We start from the raw sequence: 20,666 nt of genomic DNA on the forward strand, positions 1-20,666 counted from the left end.
AGACGCACCCTTGGTTTACTCGGCTTGGACCGAAAGGGGTGGCATGACCGAGTGGCGTCAGCAGGCCGCCAGCGCGGTCGAGGCCGAGTTCGAACACGCGCGGCAGGCCGGTGAGTGGAGTGTGCTGGGCCCGCTGCGGCGGACCGACGACGGCGACTGTGTCGTCGATCTTCGGGGACGCCGGGTCCACCCGCTGAACGATGTCCGGGTCTCGGGTTCCGAGCGTCCGAGGCAGGGGACGGCGGTGCCGGTGAGCACCGAGTTCTCGCGCGGCGTGCTGTGGTTGCACGACGTCGGGCCGGTGCCGTTCGAGTGCGACCGAGTCTGGGCGCGTGAGGTGACGCACGGCCACCAGCTCGCGCGGCTCGCGCGTGCGCTGAGGGAGTTGGGTGACGCGCCGTTGGCCGACCGGCTCGCGGACGGCGAGCTCGATCCGGCGGGCGAGGACGCCTACTCCACGTGCTTCGTGCCCGGTCTGCACTTCGTGTGGGGACCGCCGGGCAGCGGGAAGTCGCACATCGCCGCGCAGGCCGCGGCCGAGTTGGCCCGGCGTGGCAAGCGCGTCCTGCTCGTCACCGAGGAGGCTGTCGCGGGCCGGGCGTCACTGCACACCGTGGACGGCGGCGAGCGGCTCGCGCTCCAGCGGGACCTCGCCGATCTGTCCGCAGTGGATCGGGAACTCGCGCGGCTCGACTCCGAACTCCGCGACTACGACCACGAAGCCTTCCTCGCGGCCGAGCGGCGTATCGAGAACGCTCAGCGCGTCGCCGCGTTGGAGAGCGAGTTCGCCGCTCTGTGCGAACGGCACTGGGCGCTGGCGCTGCAGACGGCCGAGGCGGGGGAGACGCTGCGCCTGGCGCAGCGTTCCCACGACAGGGTGACAGGCGAGCACGCGCGGCGGACCGAGGCCCGCGTGCTGACGAACCAGCTCGCGAAGGTGGAGGAGCGGCTCGGTGAGCTGCGTGAGCGGGCGCGCAACCGGAACCCGCTCCACCGTGGTCGTAAGCGCGACCGGCAGGAACTGCGCGCGGCGGAGGAGGAGCGCCGCAGGCTGGTGTCGCGCATCGAGGAGTGCCGGAAGCGTGTGAACACGGTGTCCGACGACGTGCGCAGGCTCGCGTCCGAGCTCGAACGGGCACGTGCGCAGGCTCGCGAGGCCGAGCGGGTCGAGTCGGAGACACGCACGCAGCTCGAACTGGTGCGGGACGAACTCATCCGGCTGAGTGCGGCCGGGTTGGCTGACGAGACCGACCACCGCTACTACGCCGACTGCCTGCACCGGGAGTTGCCGCGACTGCACGCCGAACGCGAGGCGCTAAGGGAACGGGCCAGGCACCGGGCCGCGCTCCGCGGCAGGTTCCAGGAACGCCTGTGGTGGATCGGCGAACGCGAACACGAGCTGCGCATGGGGGAGGAGGCGCGGTGGTGGGCCTCGGAACCCGTGGTCGTCACGACCATGGCCGGGCTCACCCACGCCGGCGGCGTTTTCGACGTGGTGCTGGTCGACGACGCCGGTTCGGCCCGGCTGTGCGACGTGCTGCTGGCCGTCGCGCAGGCCCGCGAGACCGCCGTCGTGTTCGGTGATTTGGTTCAGCCGTGGCCGCAGGTGTCGCCCGTGGAGTTGGAGAAGCTGCCCGAGGTCCAGAAGTGGACGCTGTCCACGCCGTTCAGCCACTGCGGCATCCTGACCCCGTCCGACGCGCACGCCCATCCCGGCTGTGCTGTGCTGACCCGGCAGTACCGGGTCGGGCCCGCCATCCAGGCGATCGCCGACAACATCGGCTACAAGGCACTGGTCGCGGCCGAAGGCTCGCACACGGAGGTGGTCCTGCTCGACACGGCCGGCGAGCCGGTGGAGCGCGCGGCGCTGGTACGGCTGATCTCCTCCGACGGCGGCGCGATCCTCGTGCCGTCGGAGGAGGATGTCGAGCAGTGGCGCGAGGTGCTGCGCGACACCCTCACCGTGGACGTGGGCACCGCGACCACGGTCACCGGCCACGAGTTCGGCACTGTGGTCCTCGACCTCACCACCGACGGCTGGTACGACAGGGTGCGGTCGTTCCTCTCCGGCATCGCCCGCGCTCGCGAGAGGCTGTACCTGCTGGCGGATCTCGACGCCGTGCGAGGTGCTCCCGCGGGCACGCCGCTGGGGGCGGTGGAGGCCCTCCACCTGCGGGGCGGACTGGTGGTGCGCCGACTGGGTGAGGTGTTGATTCCCCGCCAGCGGGAACAGTCCGCCACCGGATGGACCGCGACCGTGATCACTCATCCGGCGCCGGATGGCACGATAGCCGGGTGACCCGCCGATCGGACCTGCGCGCGTTCCTCCTGACGTTGGACCCGGAGACGCTGGTCGACGTCCTGTGCGAGCAGGCCGATCGGGACGAGGAGCTGCGGCGGCGGCTCGTGGCGCTCGGCGGGGACAGCGAGCCCGCGCGGGTGCTGTTCGACGACGACACCGCACGGGCCGACACGGTGCAGTTCGACTCGGTACTGGACACGGTCCAGCGGTTGCTCGACGCGGGCACGTCCGCCGACGTCACGCCACTGGCCCGAAGAACGGCCGACCGCCTCGCCACGGCGGTACGCGAGAGCGACGAGCCCTCCGACGGGCTGATCGCCCAGCTCGGGCGCGCGGTGTCGCTGTACGCGCGGGCGTGCGCGGCCCATCCACCGCCGCGGCGCGAACTCGCCGAATGGCTCACCCGGCTCGCGTTCGACGGTTCCGGTAGGCCCGTCGTGTGCCTGGCGGACTTCGCCGAAGTGCTCGGCGACGACGGGTTGGCGCGGGTTCGGTCGGTGGTGGACGCGGTGCTCGCCGAGGGCGGTGGCGACAGCCGCAGGGCACGCGCGGCACGCGCGTTGCGGTTGGAGCTCGCCGAGATCACCTCGGACGTCGACACCGTGGTGAGTCTGCTGTCCGAGGAACTGCCCCGCCTCGACGTCAGCCTGCGCATCGTGCGGGTGCTGCGGGCTGCGGGACGGCACTCCGAGGCCATCGCCCACGCCGCGAAGGCGCTGGGCAACACGGCGGCGGGCGGCAACGGCAGCCGTGGCCCGGTGGTGGAGGCGCTGGAGCGGGTGCGCACACGGCAGTCGCCCGTCGACACCTCCGAGGTCGAGCTTCTGCTGAACGAGGGTCGCTGCGACGAGGCGTGGAAGGCCTCGGCGGACTACGAGCCCTCCGACGTCATCCCGCTCTACCGCGACTGCGTCGAGCGGCTCATCGACTCCCGCAACCCGCGGCAGTACGAGTACGCGGCCGTGCAACTGCGGCGGCTGCGGATGCTGTATCGGCGCGCGGGCACCTCCGGGGAGTTCTCCACGTACCTCGCCGAGCTGCTCACCCGGCACCGGCGCAAGACGCGGTTGCTCGACGAGCTCCGCAAGGCGCGGGTCGCGCTGCCGAAGGTTCTCGCCGGTTGAGTCACCGGACCGGTGTGTTCGAGCGCCTGGCCCTGCGCCAGCCGCGCACGTCGCCGTAGTCCAGGGCCGCGGCGCCGAAGGCCATCGCCAGCAGCACCGTGATGCCCAGTACCGCACCGACCCAGGTCAGAATGTCCGCAAGCATCGTGGCCGCCCTCCCGAAACGTGTGTGTCGCTCTTCCCCCAGGGTCACGGGCGGGGGATCAACCGGGTATCGGCCAAGTGGTTAGTGCTGCCGGGACGGCTCGGCCGATCGACCTAGGGATGCGCGGCGCCGAACGTTCCGGCGAGCGCCTTCGCCACGGCACGCGCGGTCCTGGCCAGTGCCAGGTTCTCGGATGTGCTGCGCTCCGCCTGCGCCCGCGCCAGTGCCTCGGCCGCGGCCTTCCCACCCGCTGAGGCGACACACCGCAGACCGACGTCCACACACGCCCTGAGCTGTCGTGGTGCCCGCATGCGGTGCCAGTCGTCGAGGGTGAGCTGCAGCAGCTTGGCCGCCTCGGGCACACGGCCGAGCGTGAGCAGCGCGTCCGCCAGCGCGGTCCCCGACGACGCCGTGATCCACGTGGCCTCGGCGGCCTTGGCCTTGGCCCGCGCCCTCGCGAGCACACTCGCGCCCCTGCCGAGGTCGGTGAGGCTCGCCGAGCGGCCCTCGGCGTAGGCGGCGAGGGCGATGCGACACGCGGAGCCGGACTCGCGGGCGAACCGGGTCGCGAGTTCGGCGTTGCGGGACGCCTCGTGGTGGTGTCCGCCGCGTGCGGCCACCAACGACAGGAAGGAGTGGGCGTCGGCCCTGCAGTGGTCGGGGATGTCGGGCAGTTCCAGCAGCTCGTGGCACACCGTGGCGGCCCGGTCGTCGTCACCGAGGTCGTAGTAGGCGCAGACGAGGGTGTGCACGGCCGAACAGTGCTGTTGCGGCGTGGCGGCCAGCTCCGCGGCTCGGGCCGCGAGCCGCAATCCCTCCTCGGGCAGGCCACAGCGCAGCGCCGCGGCCGCGCCCGACGCCGCGGCGGGAGCATGGCGGGACAGCCGGGGGTCAGAAGCGCGCGCCACGGCGAGCTGCCACGGAAGCAGCCTGGGGGCCGGACGGTAGGTGGTGAGCGACCCGACCAACCCGGTCAGCTCCGCCGCCAGAGCCGGTTCCTCCGAGAAGGCCCAGCTCAGCGCGACACACACGTCGTCCTCCATCCGGCGGAGCCGCTCGAAGCTCGCGAGCTCGTCGGCGGGCGGGTGGGTCACGGCGTCGGTGACCACGTCGACACACCACAGTGCGTGCCTCTGCCTGGCCTTGTGCTCGGCCTCCGTGCCCGCGAACCACTGTGTGGCGTGCCTGCGCACGAGGTCGGGCAGCCGGTGGCGCGAGTCGGCGGTGGTGGTGAGCAGTCCCGCGCGCCCGAGACGATCGAGGGCGTCCTCCACGGTGTCGCTGCTGTCCACCACCCTCCCCGCAGCGTCAGCGGAGACGTCGCCACCGAACACCGTCAGGGCACCGAGGAGGTCACGCTGGATGCGCGTGAGCTGGGAGCACGACCACTCGACGAGGTCGTTCGGCCAGGCCGACGGCATCGTCCAGCCGTCGCCTGCGACGCCTCCGGCGAGGACCTCCAGCGTCAGCGGCAGGCAGTCCACTCGCCGCAGCACGGCCCGTCCCGCGTCGGCCTCCGCGTCGTCGCGGGGATAGTCGGCCCTCAGCCGGCGGGCCCGGTCGCGGAACAACTCCCCTGCCCTGGACAGCAACGGATCGCGCACACCGTCCCTGGCCAACGGGCCCAGCGGCAGCACCTGTTCGCCCGCGAGGCCGAGCCGCACCCGGCTCGTGACCACGACGGTGACGTCCTGACACCGGGAGCGCAGCCTGCGCACGAGCGTGCGCACGGCTGTCAGCAGATGCTCGCAGCCGTCGAGCACCAGCACGTGCCGCCGTCCGCACAGGTACTCGGCGAGCACCGTGGGAAGGTCGTCGGACGTGTCGTGGCGTCCCCGCGAGTGCATCCCCAACGCGGCGGCCAACGTGCCGTGGAGATCGACCGAGTCACACGTGGACAAACGGACGAAGGTGGTAGGAACCTCCGTCGCGGACAGTGCTTCCAGCGTGAGGCGGGTCTTGCCGCATCCGGCGGGTCCCGTCACGGTGACGAACCGGTCGCGGTGGATCATCGTGGACAGCCGGGCCAGCTCGTGTCCACGGCCGACGAACGTCGTGTCGACGCGATCGGCCGCGACAGCATCCGCCGAAGCGGGCTCCCGCCCGGTGACGGCGCGGTAGGTCTCGCGCAGCTCGGTACTCGGCCCCTCGCCGAGTTCGTCCTCCAGCCGCTCGACGAGCTGGTCGTAGCAGGCGACGGCGTCACTCGTCATGCCCAGCCGGTGCAGCGCCCACATCGCGTGTCCGCAGGCGCGCTCCCGCAGCGGCTCGGCCGACAGCAGCGCGAGCAACCGTCCTGCCGCGTCCTCGACGGAGCCCACCTCGAGTTCGCACGCGGCCAGGTCCTCGACGGCGCGGGCCCGGAGCTGCCGCAGCCGCACGCAGGCGGGATGGTCCACACCGTCCCGGCGGAGGTCGGGCAGCGGGTCCCCGCGCCACAGTGACAGCGCCCGTTCGAGCGTGGAGATCGCCTCCCGTGGTGTGCACCAGCGGGCCGCCTCGACCATCCGCTCGAAACACACCGCGTCGACGAGTTCGGGCTCGACTGTCAGCACGCACCCGCCCGCCGCCCACGAGAGGTCGGCTTCGGGGGCCAGCAGCGTGCGCAGCCTGCTGATCCGGGTTTCGAGGGAGTCGAGGGGGTTGGCCGGCAGCTCGTGAGGGGCCCACACGAGACGGACGAGGGTGTCGGTCGGCACAGCGCGGTTGGCTTCGGCGACCAGCGCCGAAGCCACGACACGCATGGCCTTGTCTGTGATCGGTTGCTCAGCCCCACGTCTGGTGACGCGGAGCGGACCGAGAACACTGACAAGCGGGTGAGTCGAGCCTTTGCCCACACCGGCCATGGTCGAGCCCTACTCGGAGGTCAACCACTCGGAAAGCCACCGGATCGGGTGGTCCCTACAACTTGCGCAGCCGCACCCGGTTGATCGAGTGGTCGCAGTCCTTCCGCAACACCAGCGTCGCCCTGGGCCGGGTGGGCCGGATGTTCTCGACGAGGTTCGGCTCGTTGATCGTCTTCCACAGGTGCCGGGCTTCGGCCCTGGCCTCGTCGTCGGGAAGACCGGCGAAGTGGTGGAAGTGCGACGCGGGGTCGGCGAACGCGGTGTGCCTCAGCTTGAGGAACCGCTCGACGTACCACTGTTCGATGTCGGCGGTGTGGGCGTCCACGTAGATGGAGAAGTCGAACAGGTCCGACACCGTGAGCCTGGGGCCCGGTTGCAGGACGTTGAGCCCTTCGAGGATCAGTATGTCGGGCCTGCGCACCACCTGCTCCTCGCCGGGGAGGATGTCGTAGGCCAGGTGGGAGTAGACCGGCGCCCTGACCTCCTCGGCACCCGACTTCACCTCGGTGACGAACCGCAGCAACGCGCGACGGTCGTAGCTCTCGGGGAAGCCCTTGCGGTGCATCAGGCCCCGGCGCACGAGTTCGGCGCGCGGGTGGAGGAAGCCGTCCGTGGTCACCAGGTCGACCCTCGGATGGTCCGGCCAACGGGCCAGCAGCGTTCGCAGAATACGGGCGGTGGTGGACTTGCCGACCGCCACGCTGCCCGCGATGCCGATGATGAACGGGACCTTGGTGCCGTGCGCGTCCTCGCCGAGGAAGGTGGTGGTGGCCTCGTACAGGCGCTGACGGGCCGCCACCTGGAGGTTTATCAGGCGGGACAGCGGAAGGTACACCTCGGCGACCTCGGTGAGGTCGATCTGCTCGCCGAGGCCCCGCAACCGGTCCAGTTCCTCGGCGGTCAACGGCAATGGGGTCGAGCGACGCAACTCGCGCCACTGATCGCGCTGTAGTTCGACGTAGGGACTGCGCTCACGGACCCGTGGTGGCATTCGGTCACTCCTCGCCCGTCGATGGGCCTGGCGCGTACATCAGCTCTCCGAAAGCCCCGGACACATCGACTGTCCGGCTCACGGCGACGCAGCCCGGCCACCGCTCCCTGATCGAACGCCAATGTGTCAGGAGCTCTCAACGCGCATTCAACGTTAGGTCTTCCGTGGCCGTGGCGGGCTGTGACGTTCTACACCCGTCACAGTCACCCCGGCCCCTGCGATCCGTTACTTTGTTCTGCCACCCGGTTCTTCCAACAAGGGGTTTCACTGTGAGCACACCCGAACCACACGCGTCCGACCCGATGAAGTTCGCCCAGGATCTGACCGACTGGGCGAAGAACCTGGAGCGCAAGGCGGCGCAGTACAACGAGTTGAAGGGGCGCCTCGACGCGGTGTCGGTGTCCGCGCAGTCACCGGACGGAGTGGCGAGGGTCACCGTCGACGCCAACGGTGTTCCCACCGAGCTGACGATCACCGAACGGGGCCGGGGCGTGGACCCCGCGCAGCTCTCGCACACCCTGACGCAGACGCTGCGGCAGGCGCAGGCCAGGCTGCGTGAGCAGGTGACCCAGCTCACGATGGCGACGGTCGGGGACGACGCCGCGGGGCAGGACATCGTCGACAACTACCGCGAGCGGTTCACCGAGCCGGTCCGTGAGGAACCGCCCGCCGCCGGGCCTCGCACCATGCACCTCGGCGCGCAGCCCGACGAACCGCCCGCGCCGCCGCGCACGGAACCACGTCCGTCCCGGCCGCGTCCCAACTCCGACGACGACGGCGATGATGGCGACGACTACTTCGGCGGCTCGGTCCTGCGGCGCTGAGCCGCGACGGGGATCGCTTCGACGACGAGGAGGACGAACGTGGGTGCGCCTGGATACCAGGTCGACGTGGGGCGGCTGCGTGAGCACGCGGGAAGCATCGGGACGATCAGGTCGGAGGTGGCCGAGGCGGGCCAGGCCGGGCACTACGTGTCCGGGCTCGACGACGCCTACGGTGCCATCCCGCGGATGATGTTCCTGCCGAACGCCCTGCAGGACGCGCAGGAACGGGTGGCGAGCCTCATCGACTCCGTCAGCACGCAGCTCGAAGGTCTCGCGGACAAGCTGAAGACCGCCGCCGAGAAGTACGAGGCGGGCGAGAAGGAAGGCCAGGAGCGGCTCCAGCCGCCGAAGGACGACATCGACCGTACCGACATCATCGCGGTCTGAGAGGCGGCGGAAGTATGGGAATCCTGGACGAGCAGCCCAGCCAGGAGCTGGCCGACAGCGGGTTGATCGCCGACGGGGTCACCGCCCGCGACACGTACGACTCGCTGCAGAGCCCCACCAAGGCCGCGGCCGGTGGCGCGTTGATGCTGGGGCTGGCGAACCCGGCGTTGCTGCCCGTGGGCATCGCTGCCGGAGCCATGGGCGGCCAGTTCGACAACATGGGCTCCGCCTACGAACTCACCGCCGGAACCTCCATCGGCACGGCGTGGGACGCCTACAACCAGATCAGCAGTGGCGACTACGCGGCGGGCATCCCCAACGCGCTCATCGTGGGCGCCGACGTGGTCGGCGCCATCGGCGACCCGATCGCGGCGGTGGCCGGGCAGCTGGTCGGCTGGATGATGGAGCACCTCGAACCACTGAGGATGGTGCTCCACGGCCTCACCGGCGAGCCGGCGATCGTGCAGGGTTACGCGGACACGTGGGACAACATCGCCAAGCGGCTGGAAGGCCAGTACGCGGCCATCGGCGAGGCCGTCAACGGCCAGGAGCACTGGAAGGGCGACGGCGCCGACGCCTACCGCAAGGCCGCGGCCAACACCCAGGGCGCGCTGTCCGGCGCGTACGCGGGCGCGATGGCCGTCAAGGACGCGGCGCTGAAGATGAAGGACGTCGTCGCGTCGGTGCGCAACATGGTGCGCGACATTCTCGCCGACCTCGCGGGCAGCCTCGTCAGCGCGGCCGTGAAGTGCCTGATCCCGCCGCTGGCGGTGACGGCGATCCCCGCCGCCATCTCCACGATCGCCAAGGCGGCGATGGACATCGCGGGCAAGGTCTCCCGTCTCGCGCTCGTCGTCACCCGCCTCATCGCCGTGCTCATCGACCTCGGTGAGGCGCTGAACCAGATCGAGCAGTCGAACGGGCAGAACTCCGGCTCGGTCCAGCCCAAGGGCGAGAAGATCGGGTCCTGAACTCCGGTTGAGGAGGCCCTCCCGGTGGGGCCTCCTCAGCGGTTGCCGAACACCTCGTCCCAGGCCGCGGCGACCTGGCGGGCGCACGTCCGCGGCGACACGCCGCCGATCCCGGTGCCCAGCCCCGGCATCGCGATGGTCTCGACGACGTCGCGGAAACGCGTGCCGTGCTCGAACTGACCGTCGCGCCACAGCAGGAACACCGCACGCGCGGCGAGGTACGGGTGAACCGTGTCGTCGGGGAGCCGTTCGCCGGGACTCCGCATGGTGGGGGCGCTGATCAGCCATTCGGGCAATGCCTCACCGGTGGGCACGACGACGGCCTCACCGATCGGCAGTTCACCGCCGTGGTAGGCGAGGATCGTGCTGCGCACCTGCTGCTCGATGCCGGGAAACGCCTGCGCGTACACCGCGTCGACCCCGCCCCGCATCCATCCGTGGCTGTTGGCGGGGCTCACCACGGCCTGCGCCGGGACGTCCAACACCGAACCGCGGTGCACCCGCAAGGGGCCGTTCACGGCCTCGGCGACGCTGTGCCAGGCCGTCGCGAGGGAGTCGTCGAGTGCGCACAACACCAACTCCGGGAGCGCGGGAGAGGTCGTTGCGCCTGTGCCGTTCCACGTGTGCGTGCCTGATTCGGCGGTCACGCTAACAGCATGGCAAAAATCCAGGCCCCAGGTAACCGGGTATCCGACCACCTGGACACGCGACACGGGTGAGGATCGTCTCATCTCGTGCGCGGCGTAGCCTCTGACGCATGTCGCGCATCGCCTACTTCGGCCCTGCCGGGACGTTCACCGAGCAGGCCGCCCGCCGCCTCGCCGCAGGGCGGGAACTCGTACCGATGGAGACGATTCCCGCCGCGTTGACGGCCGTGCGAAAGGGCGAGGCCGAGATGGCGTGCGTGCCGGTGGAGAACTCCGTGGAGGGTCCGGTCACCGCGACGCTCGACGGGCTCGCCGAGGACTCCCCTCTGGTGGCGGTGGCGGAGGCGTTGCTGCCGGTGCACTTCACGGTGCTGACCCGGCCGGACGTGGACACGATCCGCACGGTCGCCAGCCATCCCCACGCTCTCGCCCAGGTCAGGAACTGGCTCGAACGCAACCTTCCGGAGGCGACCGCGGTCGCCGCGTCGTCCACGGCCGCGGCCGCTGTCGCCGTGTGCGACGGCGAGTACGACGCGGCTGTCACCGCACCCGTCGCCGCGCAGACCTACCCCTTGCGCGTACTCGCCGAAGGCGTCGCCGACGTGCCCGACGCGCGCACTCGTTTCCTGCTGCTCTCCCCACCGGGGCCGCAGCCCGAGCCGACGGGCGCCGACCGCACCTCGATCGTCGCATCCACGGCCAACCGCACCGGCGCGCTCGCCGAACTGCTCACCGAACTCGCCTCACGCGGGATCAACCTGACCCGCCTCGACGCGCGCCCGATCAAGGGCAACTTCGGGTTCTACCGGTTCTTCCTCGACTTCGAGGGCCACGTCGCCGAGGCCCGCGTCGGCGACGCGCTCGCCGCCCTGAAACGCCGTTGCGACGTGCGCTTCCTCGGTTCCCATCCCCGCGCCGACGGGGTTCGGGCCACCGTGGGTGCCACGGCCACCGACTCCGACTTCGCCGACGCGACCCGGTGGGTGCAGGCGGTCAGGAATGGCGAGCAGGCGTGAGGTCGTGGGCGCGGACCGCGCCCCACGCCACCAGCGCCACCAGCAGCAGCCCGGCCCCTGACAGGACGAACGTGGCGCTCGCCGAGCCGAGCACCCGGGTCGTGGCCCCACCGAGCAGAGCGCCGACGGGCAGCGCACCCCACGCCACCGTGCGCCACACCCCGATCACCCGGCCCAGCAGTTCCTCCGGCACCAGCGTGTGGCGGGCGGTGGCGAGCAGGACGTTGACGACCACGACCGCCGCCGCGAACAACCCGAAGAGCGCGCCCGACAGGACGGGGACCTTCACCAGTCCCATCGCGAGGAAGGCGGCTCCGGAGGTGACCAGGCTGAGGGTGAGGGTGGCCGTGTTGCCCAGGCGGTCGATCAGCCGGGACGCCACGGCGGCGCCGAGCAGCCCCCCGATGCCGCCCGCGAAACCGAAGACCCCGAACGCCGCCTCGCTGAGGCCGAGGTCCTTGATCGCGTACAGCACGAGTTGCGCCTGTGCCATCTCGCTGACGAGGCTGACCAGCCCCACGACCAGGACCAGGCGCCCCATGACCGGATGCCCGCGGACCCAGCGGAGCCCCCGCACGATGTCCGCGCGCACGCCTGCCGTGGCGGACGTCAGGTCGGCTCTGTCGCGCTCCGGCCGGTAGTTCCCCGGCAGCGCCGCCAGGAGGACGGCACCCAGCGCGAAGGCCACCGAGTCGATGAGGAAGGGGAACGCGGCGAAGACCGCGAACGTCAGGCTGCCCACCGGGCCACCGAGGAAGGTCTGGCCCACGATCTCCGCGGCCTGCAGCTTGCTGTTGGCGCCCGCGAGCCCGCTGCGTTCCACCACGGACGGGATCAGCACGTTCGTGGCGCTGTCGGCGACGGTCTCCGCGGTACCCACGAGCAGGGCGGCCACGTAGACCAACCAGATGCTCGTCGCGTCGAGGTGGACGAGGAGGGCGAGGAGGCCGACCACCGCGGCGCGGACGGTGTTGGCCACGACGACGGCGGCGCGGCGGTCGACACGGTCGAGGAGCGTGCCCGCCAGCACGCCGAACAACAACCAGGGTAGGAACTGCGCAGCCGACAATCCCGCGATGAGCAGCGGGTCCTGGGTCACCTGGACGGCGAGCAGCGGGAACGCGACCTTCGCGATGCCGTCGCCGAGGTTGGCGAAGGCGCTGGAGCCCACCAGCCGGTTGAGCCTCCTGGGCGACACGGTGTCTTCACGTGTCGTGGGCCCGTCGGCACGATCGGGGTCGGTTCCCTCGGGCGCATCCGGGGCGGGGCCCATGTGCACTACCCCCAGCCGAGTTCGTGGAGCCGAGCGTCGTCGATACCGAAGTGGTGTGCCACCTCGTGAACGACGGTGATCAGGACTTCCTCGACGACGTCCTCCTCGGTCTCGCAGATGGCCAGGATCGGTTCGCGGTAGATCGAGATGCGGTCGGGCAACACGCCGCCGTAGTCGTGGCCGCGTTCGGTCAGCGCGACGCCGTGGTAGAGCCCGAGCAGATCCCGTTCCTCCTCGTGGTGATCCTCGACGAGGATGACCACGTTGTCCATCGCGGTGGCGAATTTCGGCGGTAGTTGGTCGAGGGCGTCGGCGACGAGCTCCTCGAACCGCGCGCGGCTCATGTCGACAGGCATTTGCCGTCAACCCCCGTTTCCCTGGTTGCCGGACGGCTCCGGTTGGTCGGTCGGCTCGCCGTCCCCGGGGTCGTCACCGCCTTCGGCGGTCCCGCCGTTCTCGCCGTTGCCGCTGCCGCCGTCGCCGCTGCCCTGGCCGTCCTCGCCGCTTTCCGTGCCCTTCTCGCCCTTGCCGTCCTTGTCGCCCTTGTCGCCCTTGTCGCCCTTCTCGGTGTCCTTGCTGTCCTTCACGCTGCCCTGGACGGGAGCCAGCCCGCTGCGGTCCTCCAGCGTGGTGCCCACCTTGCAGTTGACGAGCGTCGAACCCGCCTCCCAGCTCTCCTCCGAGCGCGTGTCCCAGCTCAGGATCAGCCCGTCCTCGGCCAGCGCCTCGACGTTCTTGCCTCCGGTGTAGGACTCCACGAGCTCGGCGCAGGTCGGTTCGAGCCACTCCTTCTGGTCGTCCTCCGACGGGTAGGAGTCGAACTCGTCGGCGAGGTCCACCGTGGCGACGATCTCGTAGGAGTGTTGCGAGTCACAGGAGATCGGGTCGCCCACGCTCTTGTCGACCAGCGCGAGGCAGGTGCCGGGCTCCCACACGTTCGACTGGTCGATGTCCTTCGCCGACTCCGTCAGCACCTGCAGGCCGCCACCGGGGCCGACCCACTGGAGTCCGCAGTGCAGGGCGCGGTCCCCGCCCGACCACTGCTTCTCGTCCGGCCGCAGCACGCCGATGGTCAGCTTGCCCTCGGGGTCGAGCGGGCCGTCGAGGTAGTCCTCGACCAGCGGGCCACAGTGCTCCTCGGTGAGTTCCCGCCACGTCCGCTCGTCGGGCAGGGGAGCCTTCGGCCCGTGCTCCGACGTGAGGTCGGCCACCCCGACGACCTCGAAGAGGTGCTCCTCGTCACACGACACCTTGTGCACGTCGCTCGCGTCCGGCGCGGTCCAGTTCAGGCAGCTGCCCGGAGGTGAGCGGAACGCCTCCTCCCGAGCCTTGGCCACCTGCTCGGCCTTCTCCTCGGCCTGTCGCTGCGCGACGAGCTGCGGGCTCTCGGGAACCCACGAGAAGACCCAGCTGAGTGTCATGGCGACGAGGGCACCGAGGAAGGCACCCCCCATCAACACGCGGGTACGCAGCGCCGAGTCGTTCGGCGGGCGGTCGGGCTGGTCGGACATCAGCACCATCATGCCTGTTTCGCCGTGTGACCGTGAGTGAGTGGCTAAGGTGACATACCGCATGGCCCGCGGTCTTGGAGTGCGCGATGACGGATGACAGCGAGAAGGACGAGAGGGACGGGGAACGGCGCGGCTCGATGCGCTTCCAGGATCCTGAGACGACCACCCCCCGGGAACCGACGCTCGCCGAGAAGCGGGCACGCATGAGGGCGGTCGAGGAGAACCAGCGCCGAGCCGAGGAGAAGCGCCGGCAGCGCGAGGAGGCCGAGGCCAAGGCCCGCACCCGGCGCAAGGTCCTGGCGGGCGGCGGCGTGACGGTCGGCCTCGTCGGTCTCGTCGCGGCCTGGTACGTCGTCGCGATGCCGGAGGAGGTCACCGCCGTCTGCACCACGGCCGACGGCACCGTCGTCGACGACGACTACTGCGACGACGACTACGTGAACTCCCACCACGGTTACCACAGCGGCGGCTGGATCTTCCTCCCGTCGCCGGGCGGCGGTTACCAGCAGTACCGCTACAACTACGGCGGCTCCGGGACGGTGGGCCAGAAGGTGAGCGGCGGTACGTACACGCGCCCCGCCAACGCCTCCATCAGCACCAAGTCGGGCAGCACCGTCCAGCGCGGCGGCTTCGGCATCAGCGGCGGCAGCTTCGGCAAGGGCGGGGGTTCCTGACATGCGCAGGGAGACGGGAACGCCCCGCGCGGGCTGGGAGAAGACCGTCGCCGAGCAGGGGCTCGTGTTCGGCACCCCCGCGCGGTACGGGACGGGACAGCCCCGGCCGTACTGGGACGAGTCCGTCCACTACGTCCTCGACATGGAGGAGGTGCTCTCGGTCGAGGCCGACGTGGAACTGCTGCACTCGATGTGTCTGGAAGCCGTGGACCATGTCGTGACCACCGAGAGGTACGCCGAGTTCGGACTCCCCGAATGGGTGTGGCCCCACATCGCCGAGTCGTGGCGCCGTGCCGATCCGCACGTCTACGGCAGGTTCGACGTCCGCTACGACGGCCGCAGTCCCGCGAAGCTGTTGGAGTACAACGCGGACACGCCGACCTCCCTGCTCGAGGCGGCCATCGTGCAGTGGTACTGGAAGACCGACGTCCACCCCGACGACGACCAGTGGAACTCGCTGCACGAGCAGCTCGTCGAGCGGTGGCGGGTCGTCGGAGCCAAACTCCCGTCCAACGAACTCCACTTCAGCTGGTCGAGTGCCGATCCCACCGGTGAGGACCATCTGACCGTCACCTACCTCCAGGAGACCGCGGCGGAGGCCGGGTTGGACACGGTGGGGCTCGCCATCGAGGAGATCGGCTGGGACCCGCTGCTCAAGCGGTTCGTCGACCTCGAGGAAGCTCCCATGAACACGGTCGTGAAGCTGTACCCGTGGGAGTGGGTGATCGACGAGGAGTTCGGCCGCTACGCCGTCGAGTCGCTGCCACAGACACTGTGGATCGAGCCACTGTGGAAGATGCTGCTGTCCAACAAGGCTCTCCTCGGCATCCTGTGGGAGAACTACCCGGGGCACCCCAACCTGCTGCCCGCGTTCAACGACCAGCCCGGCCTGCTCACCGAGTACGTGCGCAAACCGAAACTCGGACGGGAGGGGGCCAACGTGAAGATCGTCGCTCCCGGGTACGAGACCGAGACCGGTGGCGTCTACGGTTCCGAGGGCTACGTCTACCAGGCGTTCGACCCGCTTCCCGACTTCGACGGCTACCGTCCCGTGCTGGGCGCGTGGATCGTCGGCGACAATGCGGCGGGGCTCGGCATCCGGGAGTCGTCGGGTCTGGTGACGGACGACGGAGCGGCGTTCGTCCCACACCGCATCCCGCAGTCGTGATAGGACACGCCCGCAACCTGCTCACTCGACCTGGGAGACCTTCGTGCTCGTAGCACTGTCCGACACCTTCGGTACCGACCTGGCCAGGGGCATCGGGGCGATCATGCTGTACGCGATCGTCGGCCTGGTGCTCATGCTCCTCGGCTTCTACGCCATCGACCTGACCACCCCTGGCAAGTTGTCCGAGCTGGTGCGCCGGGGTCTGCCGAACGCCGTGGTGATCACGGCGTCGGGGCTGCTGTCGATGGCGTTCATCGTGGTGGTGGCCATCTGGACGTCGTCGAGCGACCTCGTCGAGGGCCTCATCACCTCGCTCGTGTACGGCCTGGTGGGCATCGTCGCCCAGGTACTGGCGGTACGGCTGCTGGAGTGGGCGACGCGCATCGACATCCGCTCCGCCATCGAGAGCGACAGGTACACGCCCGCGAGCCTCATCGTGGCCGCCGCCCACCTGGCGCTCGGCCTCGTGGTCGCCGTCTCGATCTCCTAGCGCCCCGCCCGCGGGACCTCCCGACGGAGGTCCCGCGGGAGGTGCGTACATATCGCCTTGGTTTCTGACGGCCCGTTCGGATGATTTCGTCCACTACGGTGTGGCGCGTGCGGTTACTGCGGACACCTGAAGACCGGTTCAGCGACCTGCCCGATTTCGATTTCCCCGCTTTCCACGCGGACGTCGACCACCCGTTGCACGGCATCATCAGGATCGGCTACGTGGAGACGGGACCACCCGACGGCCCCACCGTGTTGCTGCTCCACGGCGAGCCGAGCTGGTCCTACCTCTACCGGAAGATGCTGCCCGTGCTCGCCGAAGCGGGCATCAGGGCCGTCGCGCCCGACCTCGTGGGCTTCGGCCGATCCGACAAGCCCGTGGACGTGGCCGACCACACCTACGCGCGGCACGTCGAGTGGATGCGCGCCTTCGCGTTCGACGCCCTCGATCTGCGTGACGTCGTCCTCGTGGGGCAGGACTGGGGTGGCCTCATCGGCCTGCGGCTCGTCGCGGAGAACATCGACCGCTTCGCCGGAGTCGTCGCGGCGAACACGGGTCTGCCGACCGGCGACCACGACATGCCCGAGCAGTGGTGGGCGTTCCACGACGCCGTGCAGAACGCACAGGTGCTCGACATCGCCCGTTTCGTGCAGTCGGGCTGCGAACGCACCCTGACCGAGGCGGAGCGTGCCGCCTACGACGCGCCGTTTCCCAACGAGATGTACAAGGCGGGGCCGCGTGCGCTGCCCGCACTGGTCCCCACCACGCCCGACGACGACGCGTCCGAGGCCAACAGGGCGGCGTGGAAGAAGCTGTCGACGTCGTCGCTGCCGTTTCTGTGCGCGTTCTCCGACGGTGACCCGATCACCGAGGCCATGGGCCCGGTTCTGCGGCGCACCATGCCGGGCGCCGCAGGGCGGGAGCACCCGACCATCGCGGGCGCGGGTCACTTCCTCCAGGAGGACGCGGGCGAGGAGCTGGCCCGTGTCGTGGTCGAGTTCGTGCGCGGACTGGAGCGACCCTGAGTCCACTCTGGCCTCCCGGGGTTCCCCGGCTCCCGGCTCCGGGTCCTTCCGGCCCGTGAGCCCGTTCGCGTCCGGCGTCAGGGCTGTCCTTCCGCGGCGCGCTTGACGGTCGCGAGACGGCGGTCCCAATCGGCGGCCAGTCGTGCCATCCAGCGTGCCGTTACGTCGAGTGCCTCCGATCGGAGGACGTAGCGGACCTCGCGGCCGGTGCGTTGCGCCGATACCAGCCCCGCCCGCTCCAACACGGTGAGGTGCTTGGCGATGGCCTGCCGCGACACGGGAAGCTGTCCGGCCAGTGCCGAGGCGCTGGCCGGACCCCGTGCCGACAGTACGTCCAACACCGCTCGCCGGGTGGGGTCGGCGAGCGCGCCGAGCACCGCGTCGACACCGACCGGGCTCATGCCGCGACGGACTTCCGCAGCACGTCGAGCTGTTCCTCCCAGCCGCCGGTGTTCTCCTCCAAGGCGCGGGCACGGTGTTGTTCGGGCAGCGTCGCGAACCCCGTTTCCACCACTGACAGGCGAGTGCCGCCCTGCTCCTCGGTCAGGGTGAACTCCACGAGCGTGGAGTTACCTTCGCCGGGCTCTTGACCGGCGAAGGCGCTGGCCCATCGATAGGCGAGGTAGTGAGGGGGCTCGGACTTCTCGATCCGGATCGGGTAGTCACCGTCCTCGGCGCTGTTGGCCACGAAGCGTTCACCGCTCTCCGGGGTGACGCCGCGGCGGTGGCCGTCGTCCACCCAGGAGAACTCGACGAGCGTCGCCCACACCCGTGCTGCGGGGGCGTTGATCCACACGTCGCGTTCGATGCGGTCCAGGTTCATTGGATTCTCCTTCGATTAGTGCAACCACAGGGTTGCACATGAAGTCGCCTCACTGCAACCTATGGGTTGCGCGTTGGGGGGCGGCCGACCACGTGTGCGCCGAGCGACCGGTCTACCCTGCTAACCGTGATTGACCTGAGGACTCTGCGCGAGGAACCGGACGTCGTGCGCGCCTCGCAGCGCGCCCGCGGTGAGGACGTCGGCGTCGTGGACAGGTTGCTGTCCCTCGACGCCGAACGCAGGTCCGCCATCGCCAGGGCCGACAACCTCCGTGCCGAACAGAAGCAGCTCGGCAAGCGCATCGGCAAGGCGTCCGGCGAGGAACGCGAATCCCTGCTCGCGCACGGTAAGGAGCTCGCGGCCCAGGTCAAGGCGGCCGAAGCGGAGCAGAACCGCGCCAGCGAGGAGTTCGAGCAGCTCCACCGGGTGGTGCCGAACGTCGTGCACCCGGACGTACCGGCGGGCGGCGAGGACGACTTCGTCGTGCTCAAGCACGTGGGCACGCCGAGGGAGTTCGACTTCACGCCCAAGGACCACCTGGAGCTCGGCGAGGCGCTCGGCGCCATCGACATGGAACGCGGCGCCAAGGTGTCGGGGGCGCGGTTCTACTTCCTCACCGGCATCGGCGCCCGGCTCCAGCTCGCGTTGCTGAACCTGGCGGCGGCGCAGGCGGCGGAGAAGGGCTTCCAGCTGATGATCCCGCCCGTGCTGGTGCGGCCGGAGATCATGGCGGGGACCGGCTTCCTCGGCGCGCACTCGTCGGAGGTGTACCACCTGCCCGACGACGACCTCTACCTGGTCGGCACGTCGGAGGTGCCGCTGGCCGGATACCACTCGGACGAGATCCTCGACCTCACGGCCGGACCGCAGCGGTACGCGGGCTGGTCGTCGTGCTTCCGCCGCGAGGCGGGCTCCTATGGCAAGGACACCCGCGGAATCATCCGCGTCCACCAGTTCGACAAGGTGGAGATGTTCGTCTTCTGCGAGCCGTCCGACGCCGAGGCGGAGCACGAGAGGCTGCTCGCCTGGGAGGAGGAGATGCTCGCGAAGATCGAGGTGCCCTACCGGGTGATCGACACGGCGGCGGGCGACCTCGGTTCCAGCGCGGCACGCAAGTACGACTGTGAGGCGTGGGTGCCCACCCAGCAGGCGTACCGCGAGCTGACCTCGACGTCCAACTGCACCACCTACCAGGCGCGCAGGCTGTCGGTGCGCTACCGCGACTCCGACGGCCGCCCGCAGGTCGCGGCCACCCTGAACGGCACGCTCGCCACCACGCGGTGGATCGTCGCGATCCTGGAGAACCACCAGCAGGCCGACGGCTCCGTGCGCGTCCCGGAGGCGCTGCGCCCGTTCCTCGGTGGACTGTCCGTTCTGGAGCCGCGAGCCTGAGTTCGCGAGTCAGCCCGCTGCGCCCTCCCGTGCCGTTACTCTGATCGTGTCAGCCGGAAGGCGACTCTGGGAGGGTCACGTGCGCGGGAGGGTTCTCGCCGTTTTGGGGTCCGCGTTGCTGCTGGCGGGATGTGCGACCACCGTGAGCGGCACGGCCTCACCGGCTTCACCACCGTCGAGCGGTCGGCCGGACGTGGCCGCGGGCGAGCCGTGCGAGCTGTTGACCCCGGAGCAGGCCGCCGCCCTCGACTACGAGGAGAAGGGCGAGTTCACCCCCGGAAGGCCGCAGCAGCTCGTGCCGCCCGCGTGCACGTGGAGCCCCGCCTACAGCGATCAGGGCATGGACCTGCTCGACGTCTACTTCTCCGTGGACATCCCGCTCACCGACTACGTCAACGGTGCGGAGCCGGACTGGGAGAAGGACTTCGGTGGCCTGACGTGGGCGCACTATCCCGACCCGTTCGGTACCGAGGCGATGTGCTCGATCGCCACCGAGCTCTCGCCCTCGTCGTTCGTTCTGATCGCGAGCAGTGACTTCGTCGACGAGTCGAAGTCCTGCGAGCAGGCCGAGGCCGCGGCGCCGTACGTGGCCTCCAACCTTCCCGGCGGCGCGCCTGCGAAGATCGAGCCGGAGCAGCCGAGCCCGCTGGAGTCGGTGGACCCGTGCTCGCTGCTCACCGCGGAGCAGGCGAAGGAACTCGGCCGTCGTGGGCACGGTGAGTTCCTCGAACCGGACGAGCTGCTGCCCGCGCGGTGCAGCTGGATCGCCGCCGACGGCGACGAACGCAACGCCACCATCGTGGGCGTCGAGACGGACCGACCGGTACCGGTCCCGGAGGAGCAGTCGGACCGGAAACCGAAGGACGTCGAGTCCGACGGTCACGAGTGGGTGGTGTACTCCGCGGACATCCCCGGGTTGTGCCTCGCCCACGTGGCCTTCACCGACAAGTCGTACGTGAACATCACGGTCGTGGAAGCCGAGGCCGAGATGGACGAGGTCTGCGCGAAGGTCGAGGACACGATCCCGTTCGTGACCGAGAACCTGCCGCGGCAGTGA

Annotated in this window: 21 protein-coding genes; 12 read left to right on the plus strand and 9 right to left on the minus strand. The window is 70.3% G+C overall.

Going from position 1 to position 20,666, the window contains the following annotated elements; all coding sequences use genetic code 11:
- The first annotated feature begins 43 nt into the window (after positions 1-43).
- On the plus strand, positions 44-2,299 hold the full coding sequence (locus tag SACCYDRAFT_RS00700; RefSeq protein ID WP_005452656.1) for a hypothetical protein: 2,256 nt from the start codon (positions 44-46) through the stop codon (positions 2,297-2,299).
- The gene (locus tag SACCYDRAFT_RS00705) at positions 2,296-3,426 is read left to right on the plus strand and encodes a hypothetical protein (RefSeq protein WP_043536016.1); all 1,131 of its coding nucleotides are present in this window, start codon (positions 2,296-2,298) and stop codon (positions 3,424-3,426) included. The genes SACCYDRAFT_RS00700 and SACCYDRAFT_RS00705 overlap by 4 nt, the downstream gene beginning before the upstream one ends.
- Before the next feature lies 1 nt (position 3,427).
- On the opposite strand, the gene SACCYDRAFT_RS26550 is transcribed toward SACCYDRAFT_RS00705, so the two are convergent.
- The 3 genes from SACCYDRAFT_RS26550 to coaA all read right to left on the minus strand — a co-directional run bounded on the left by SACCYDRAFT_RS26550 (position 3,428) and on the right by coaA (position 7,408).
- Positions 3,428-3,571 carry a hypothetical protein gene (locus SACCYDRAFT_RS26550; protein ID WP_005452660.1) on the minus strand — a complete coding sequence of 48 codons (144 nt, stop codon included), beginning with the start codon at positions 3,569-3,571 and terminating at the stop codon, positions 3,428-3,430.
- Between the two features lie 113 nt (positions 3,572-3,684).
- Positions 3,685-6,315: an AfsR/SARP family transcriptional regulator gene (locus SACCYDRAFT_RS00710; protein ID WP_232283749.1), complete on the minus strand. Its 2,631-nt coding sequence runs from the start codon at positions 6,313-6,315 to the stop codon at positions 3,685-3,687.
- Between the two features lie 157 nt (positions 6,316-6,472).
- Positions 6,473-7,408, minus strand: coding sequence for a type I pantothenate kinase (gene coaA / locus SACCYDRAFT_RS00715; RefSeq protein WP_005452663.1), 936 nt, complete (start codon positions 7,406-7,408; stop codon positions 6,473-6,475).
- 269 nt (positions 7,409-7,677) lie between these two features.
- Here coaA and SACCYDRAFT_RS00720 point away from each other — a divergent pair, with 269 nt between their 5' ends.
- Genes SACCYDRAFT_RS00720 through SACCYDRAFT_RS00730 form a run of 3 tightly spaced genes read left to right on the plus strand, consistent with a single transcriptional unit; the run spans position 7,678 to position 9,590 of the window.
- Entirely contained in the window at positions 7,678-8,232 is a 555-nt protein-coding gene (locus SACCYDRAFT_RS00720; RefSeq protein WP_005452664.1) for a YbaB/EbfC family nucleoid-associated protein, read from the plus strand.
- A 39-nt stretch (positions 8,233-8,271) separates the two neighbouring features.
- Positions 8,272-8,619 (plus strand): type VII secretion target, encoded by a 348-nt coding sequence (locus tag SACCYDRAFT_RS00725; RefSeq protein ID WP_005452665.1) that lies wholly within the window; start codon positions 8,272-8,274, stop codon positions 8,617-8,619.
- 14 nt (positions 8,620-8,633) lie between these two features.
- Positions 8,634-9,590, plus strand: a complete 957-nt coding sequence (locus tag SACCYDRAFT_RS00730; protein ID WP_005452666.1) for a hypothetical protein — start codon at positions 8,634-8,636, stop codon at positions 9,588-9,590.
- A gap of 35 nt (positions 9,591-9,625) precedes the next feature.
- Here the strand turns inward: SACCYDRAFT_RS00730 and SACCYDRAFT_RS00735 are convergent, their stop codons facing one another.
- Positions 9,626-10,237 carry a macro domain-containing protein gene (locus SACCYDRAFT_RS00735; RefSeq protein WP_043536019.1) on the minus strand — a complete coding sequence of 204 codons (612 nt, stop codon included), beginning with the start codon at positions 10,235-10,237 and terminating at the stop codon, positions 9,626-9,628.
- Between the two features lie 110 nt (positions 10,238-10,347).
- Here SACCYDRAFT_RS00735 and pheA point away from each other — a divergent pair, with 110 nt between their 5' ends.
- Positions 10,348-11,253, plus strand: a complete 906-nt coding sequence (gene pheA, locus SACCYDRAFT_RS00740; protein WP_005452668.1) for a prephenate dehydratase — start codon at positions 10,348-10,350, stop codon at positions 11,251-11,253.
- Here pheA and SACCYDRAFT_RS00745 read toward each other — a convergent pair.
- From SACCYDRAFT_RS00745 to SACCYDRAFT_RS00755, 3 genes are read right to left on the minus strand one after another with little or no spacing between them, the layout of a single operon-like run.
- The gene (locus SACCYDRAFT_RS00745; protein WP_005452670.1) at positions 11,231-12,526 is read right to left on the minus strand and encodes an MFS transporter; all 1,296 of its coding nucleotides are present in this window, start codon (positions 12,524-12,526) and stop codon (positions 11,231-11,233) included. The genes pheA and SACCYDRAFT_RS00745 overlap by 23 nt on opposite strands.
- A 5-nt stretch (positions 12,527-12,531) precedes the next feature.
- Positions 12,532-12,882 (minus strand): metallopeptidase family protein, encoded by a 351-nt coding sequence (locus SACCYDRAFT_RS00750; RefSeq protein ID WP_005452671.1) that lies wholly within the window; start codon positions 12,880-12,882, stop codon positions 12,532-12,534.
- 6 nt (positions 12,883-12,888) lie between these two features.
- The gene (locus SACCYDRAFT_RS00755) at positions 12,889-14,049 is read right to left on the minus strand and encodes a septum formation family protein (protein ID WP_005452673.1); all 1,161 of its coding nucleotides are present in this window, start codon (positions 14,047-14,049) and stop codon (positions 12,889-12,891) included.
- Between the two features lie 74 nt (positions 14,050-14,123).
- Here SACCYDRAFT_RS00755 and SACCYDRAFT_RS00760 point away from each other — a divergent pair, with 74 nt between their 5' ends.
- The 4 genes from SACCYDRAFT_RS00760 (at position 14,124) to SACCYDRAFT_RS00775 (ending at position 17,394) form a co-directional block, all read left to right on the plus strand.
- On the plus strand, positions 14,124-14,711 hold the full coding sequence (locus tag SACCYDRAFT_RS00760; protein ID WP_005452675.1) for a hypothetical protein: 588 nt from the start codon (positions 14,124-14,126) through the stop codon (positions 14,709-14,711).
- Position 14,712: 1 nt separating this feature from the next.
- Positions 14,713-15,879, plus strand: a complete 1,167-nt coding sequence (locus SACCYDRAFT_RS00765) for a glutathionylspermidine synthase family protein (RefSeq protein ID WP_005452676.1) — start codon at positions 14,713-14,715, stop codon at positions 15,877-15,879.
- Positions 15,880-15,922: 43 nt separating this feature from the next.
- Positions 15,923-16,369: a DUF350 domain-containing protein gene (locus tag SACCYDRAFT_RS00770; protein WP_005452679.1), complete on the plus strand. Its 447-nt coding sequence runs from the start codon at positions 15,923-15,925 to the stop codon at positions 16,367-16,369.
- A 107-nt stretch (positions 16,370-16,476) separates the two neighbouring features.
- Entirely contained in the window at positions 16,477-17,394 is a 918-nt protein-coding gene (locus tag SACCYDRAFT_RS00775) for a haloalkane dehalogenase (RefSeq protein ID WP_043536020.1), read from the plus strand.
- A gap of 77 nt (positions 17,395-17,471) precedes the next feature.
- Here the strand turns inward: SACCYDRAFT_RS00775 and SACCYDRAFT_RS00780 are convergent, their stop codons facing one another.
- Together SACCYDRAFT_RS00780 and SACCYDRAFT_RS00785 are read right to left on the minus strand one after the other, a co-directional pair.
- Entirely contained in the window at positions 17,472-17,795 is a 324-nt protein-coding gene (locus SACCYDRAFT_RS00780; protein ID WP_005452682.1) for an ArsR/SmtB family transcription factor, read from the minus strand.
- Positions 17,792-18,217, minus strand: a complete 426-nt coding sequence (locus SACCYDRAFT_RS00785; protein WP_005452688.1) for an SRPBCC domain-containing protein — start codon at positions 18,215-18,217, stop codon at positions 17,792-17,794. The genes SACCYDRAFT_RS00780 and SACCYDRAFT_RS00785 overlap by 4 nt, the downstream gene beginning before the upstream one ends.
- Before the next feature lie 126 nt (positions 18,218-18,343).
- Between SACCYDRAFT_RS00785 and serS the strand changes: the two genes are divergently transcribed.
- Together serS and SACCYDRAFT_RS00795 are read left to right on the plus strand one after the other, a co-directional pair.
- Positions 18,344-19,609 (plus strand): serine--tRNA ligase, encoded by a 1,266-nt coding sequence (gene serS, locus SACCYDRAFT_RS00790; protein ID WP_005452690.1) that lies wholly within the window; start codon positions 18,344-18,346, stop codon positions 19,607-19,609.
- Between the two features lie 79 nt (positions 19,610-19,688).
- Complete coding sequence (locus SACCYDRAFT_RS00795; protein WP_005452692.1) at positions 19,689-20,666, plus strand: DUF3558 family protein; 978 nt, start codon at positions 19,689-19,691, stop codon at positions 20,664-20,666.

The organism is Saccharomonospora cyanea NA-134, from assembly GCF_000244975.1.
GTDB classification, from domain to species: Bacteria; Actinomycetota; Actinomycetes; order Mycobacteriales; family Pseudonocardiaceae; genus Saccharomonospora; species Saccharomonospora cyanea.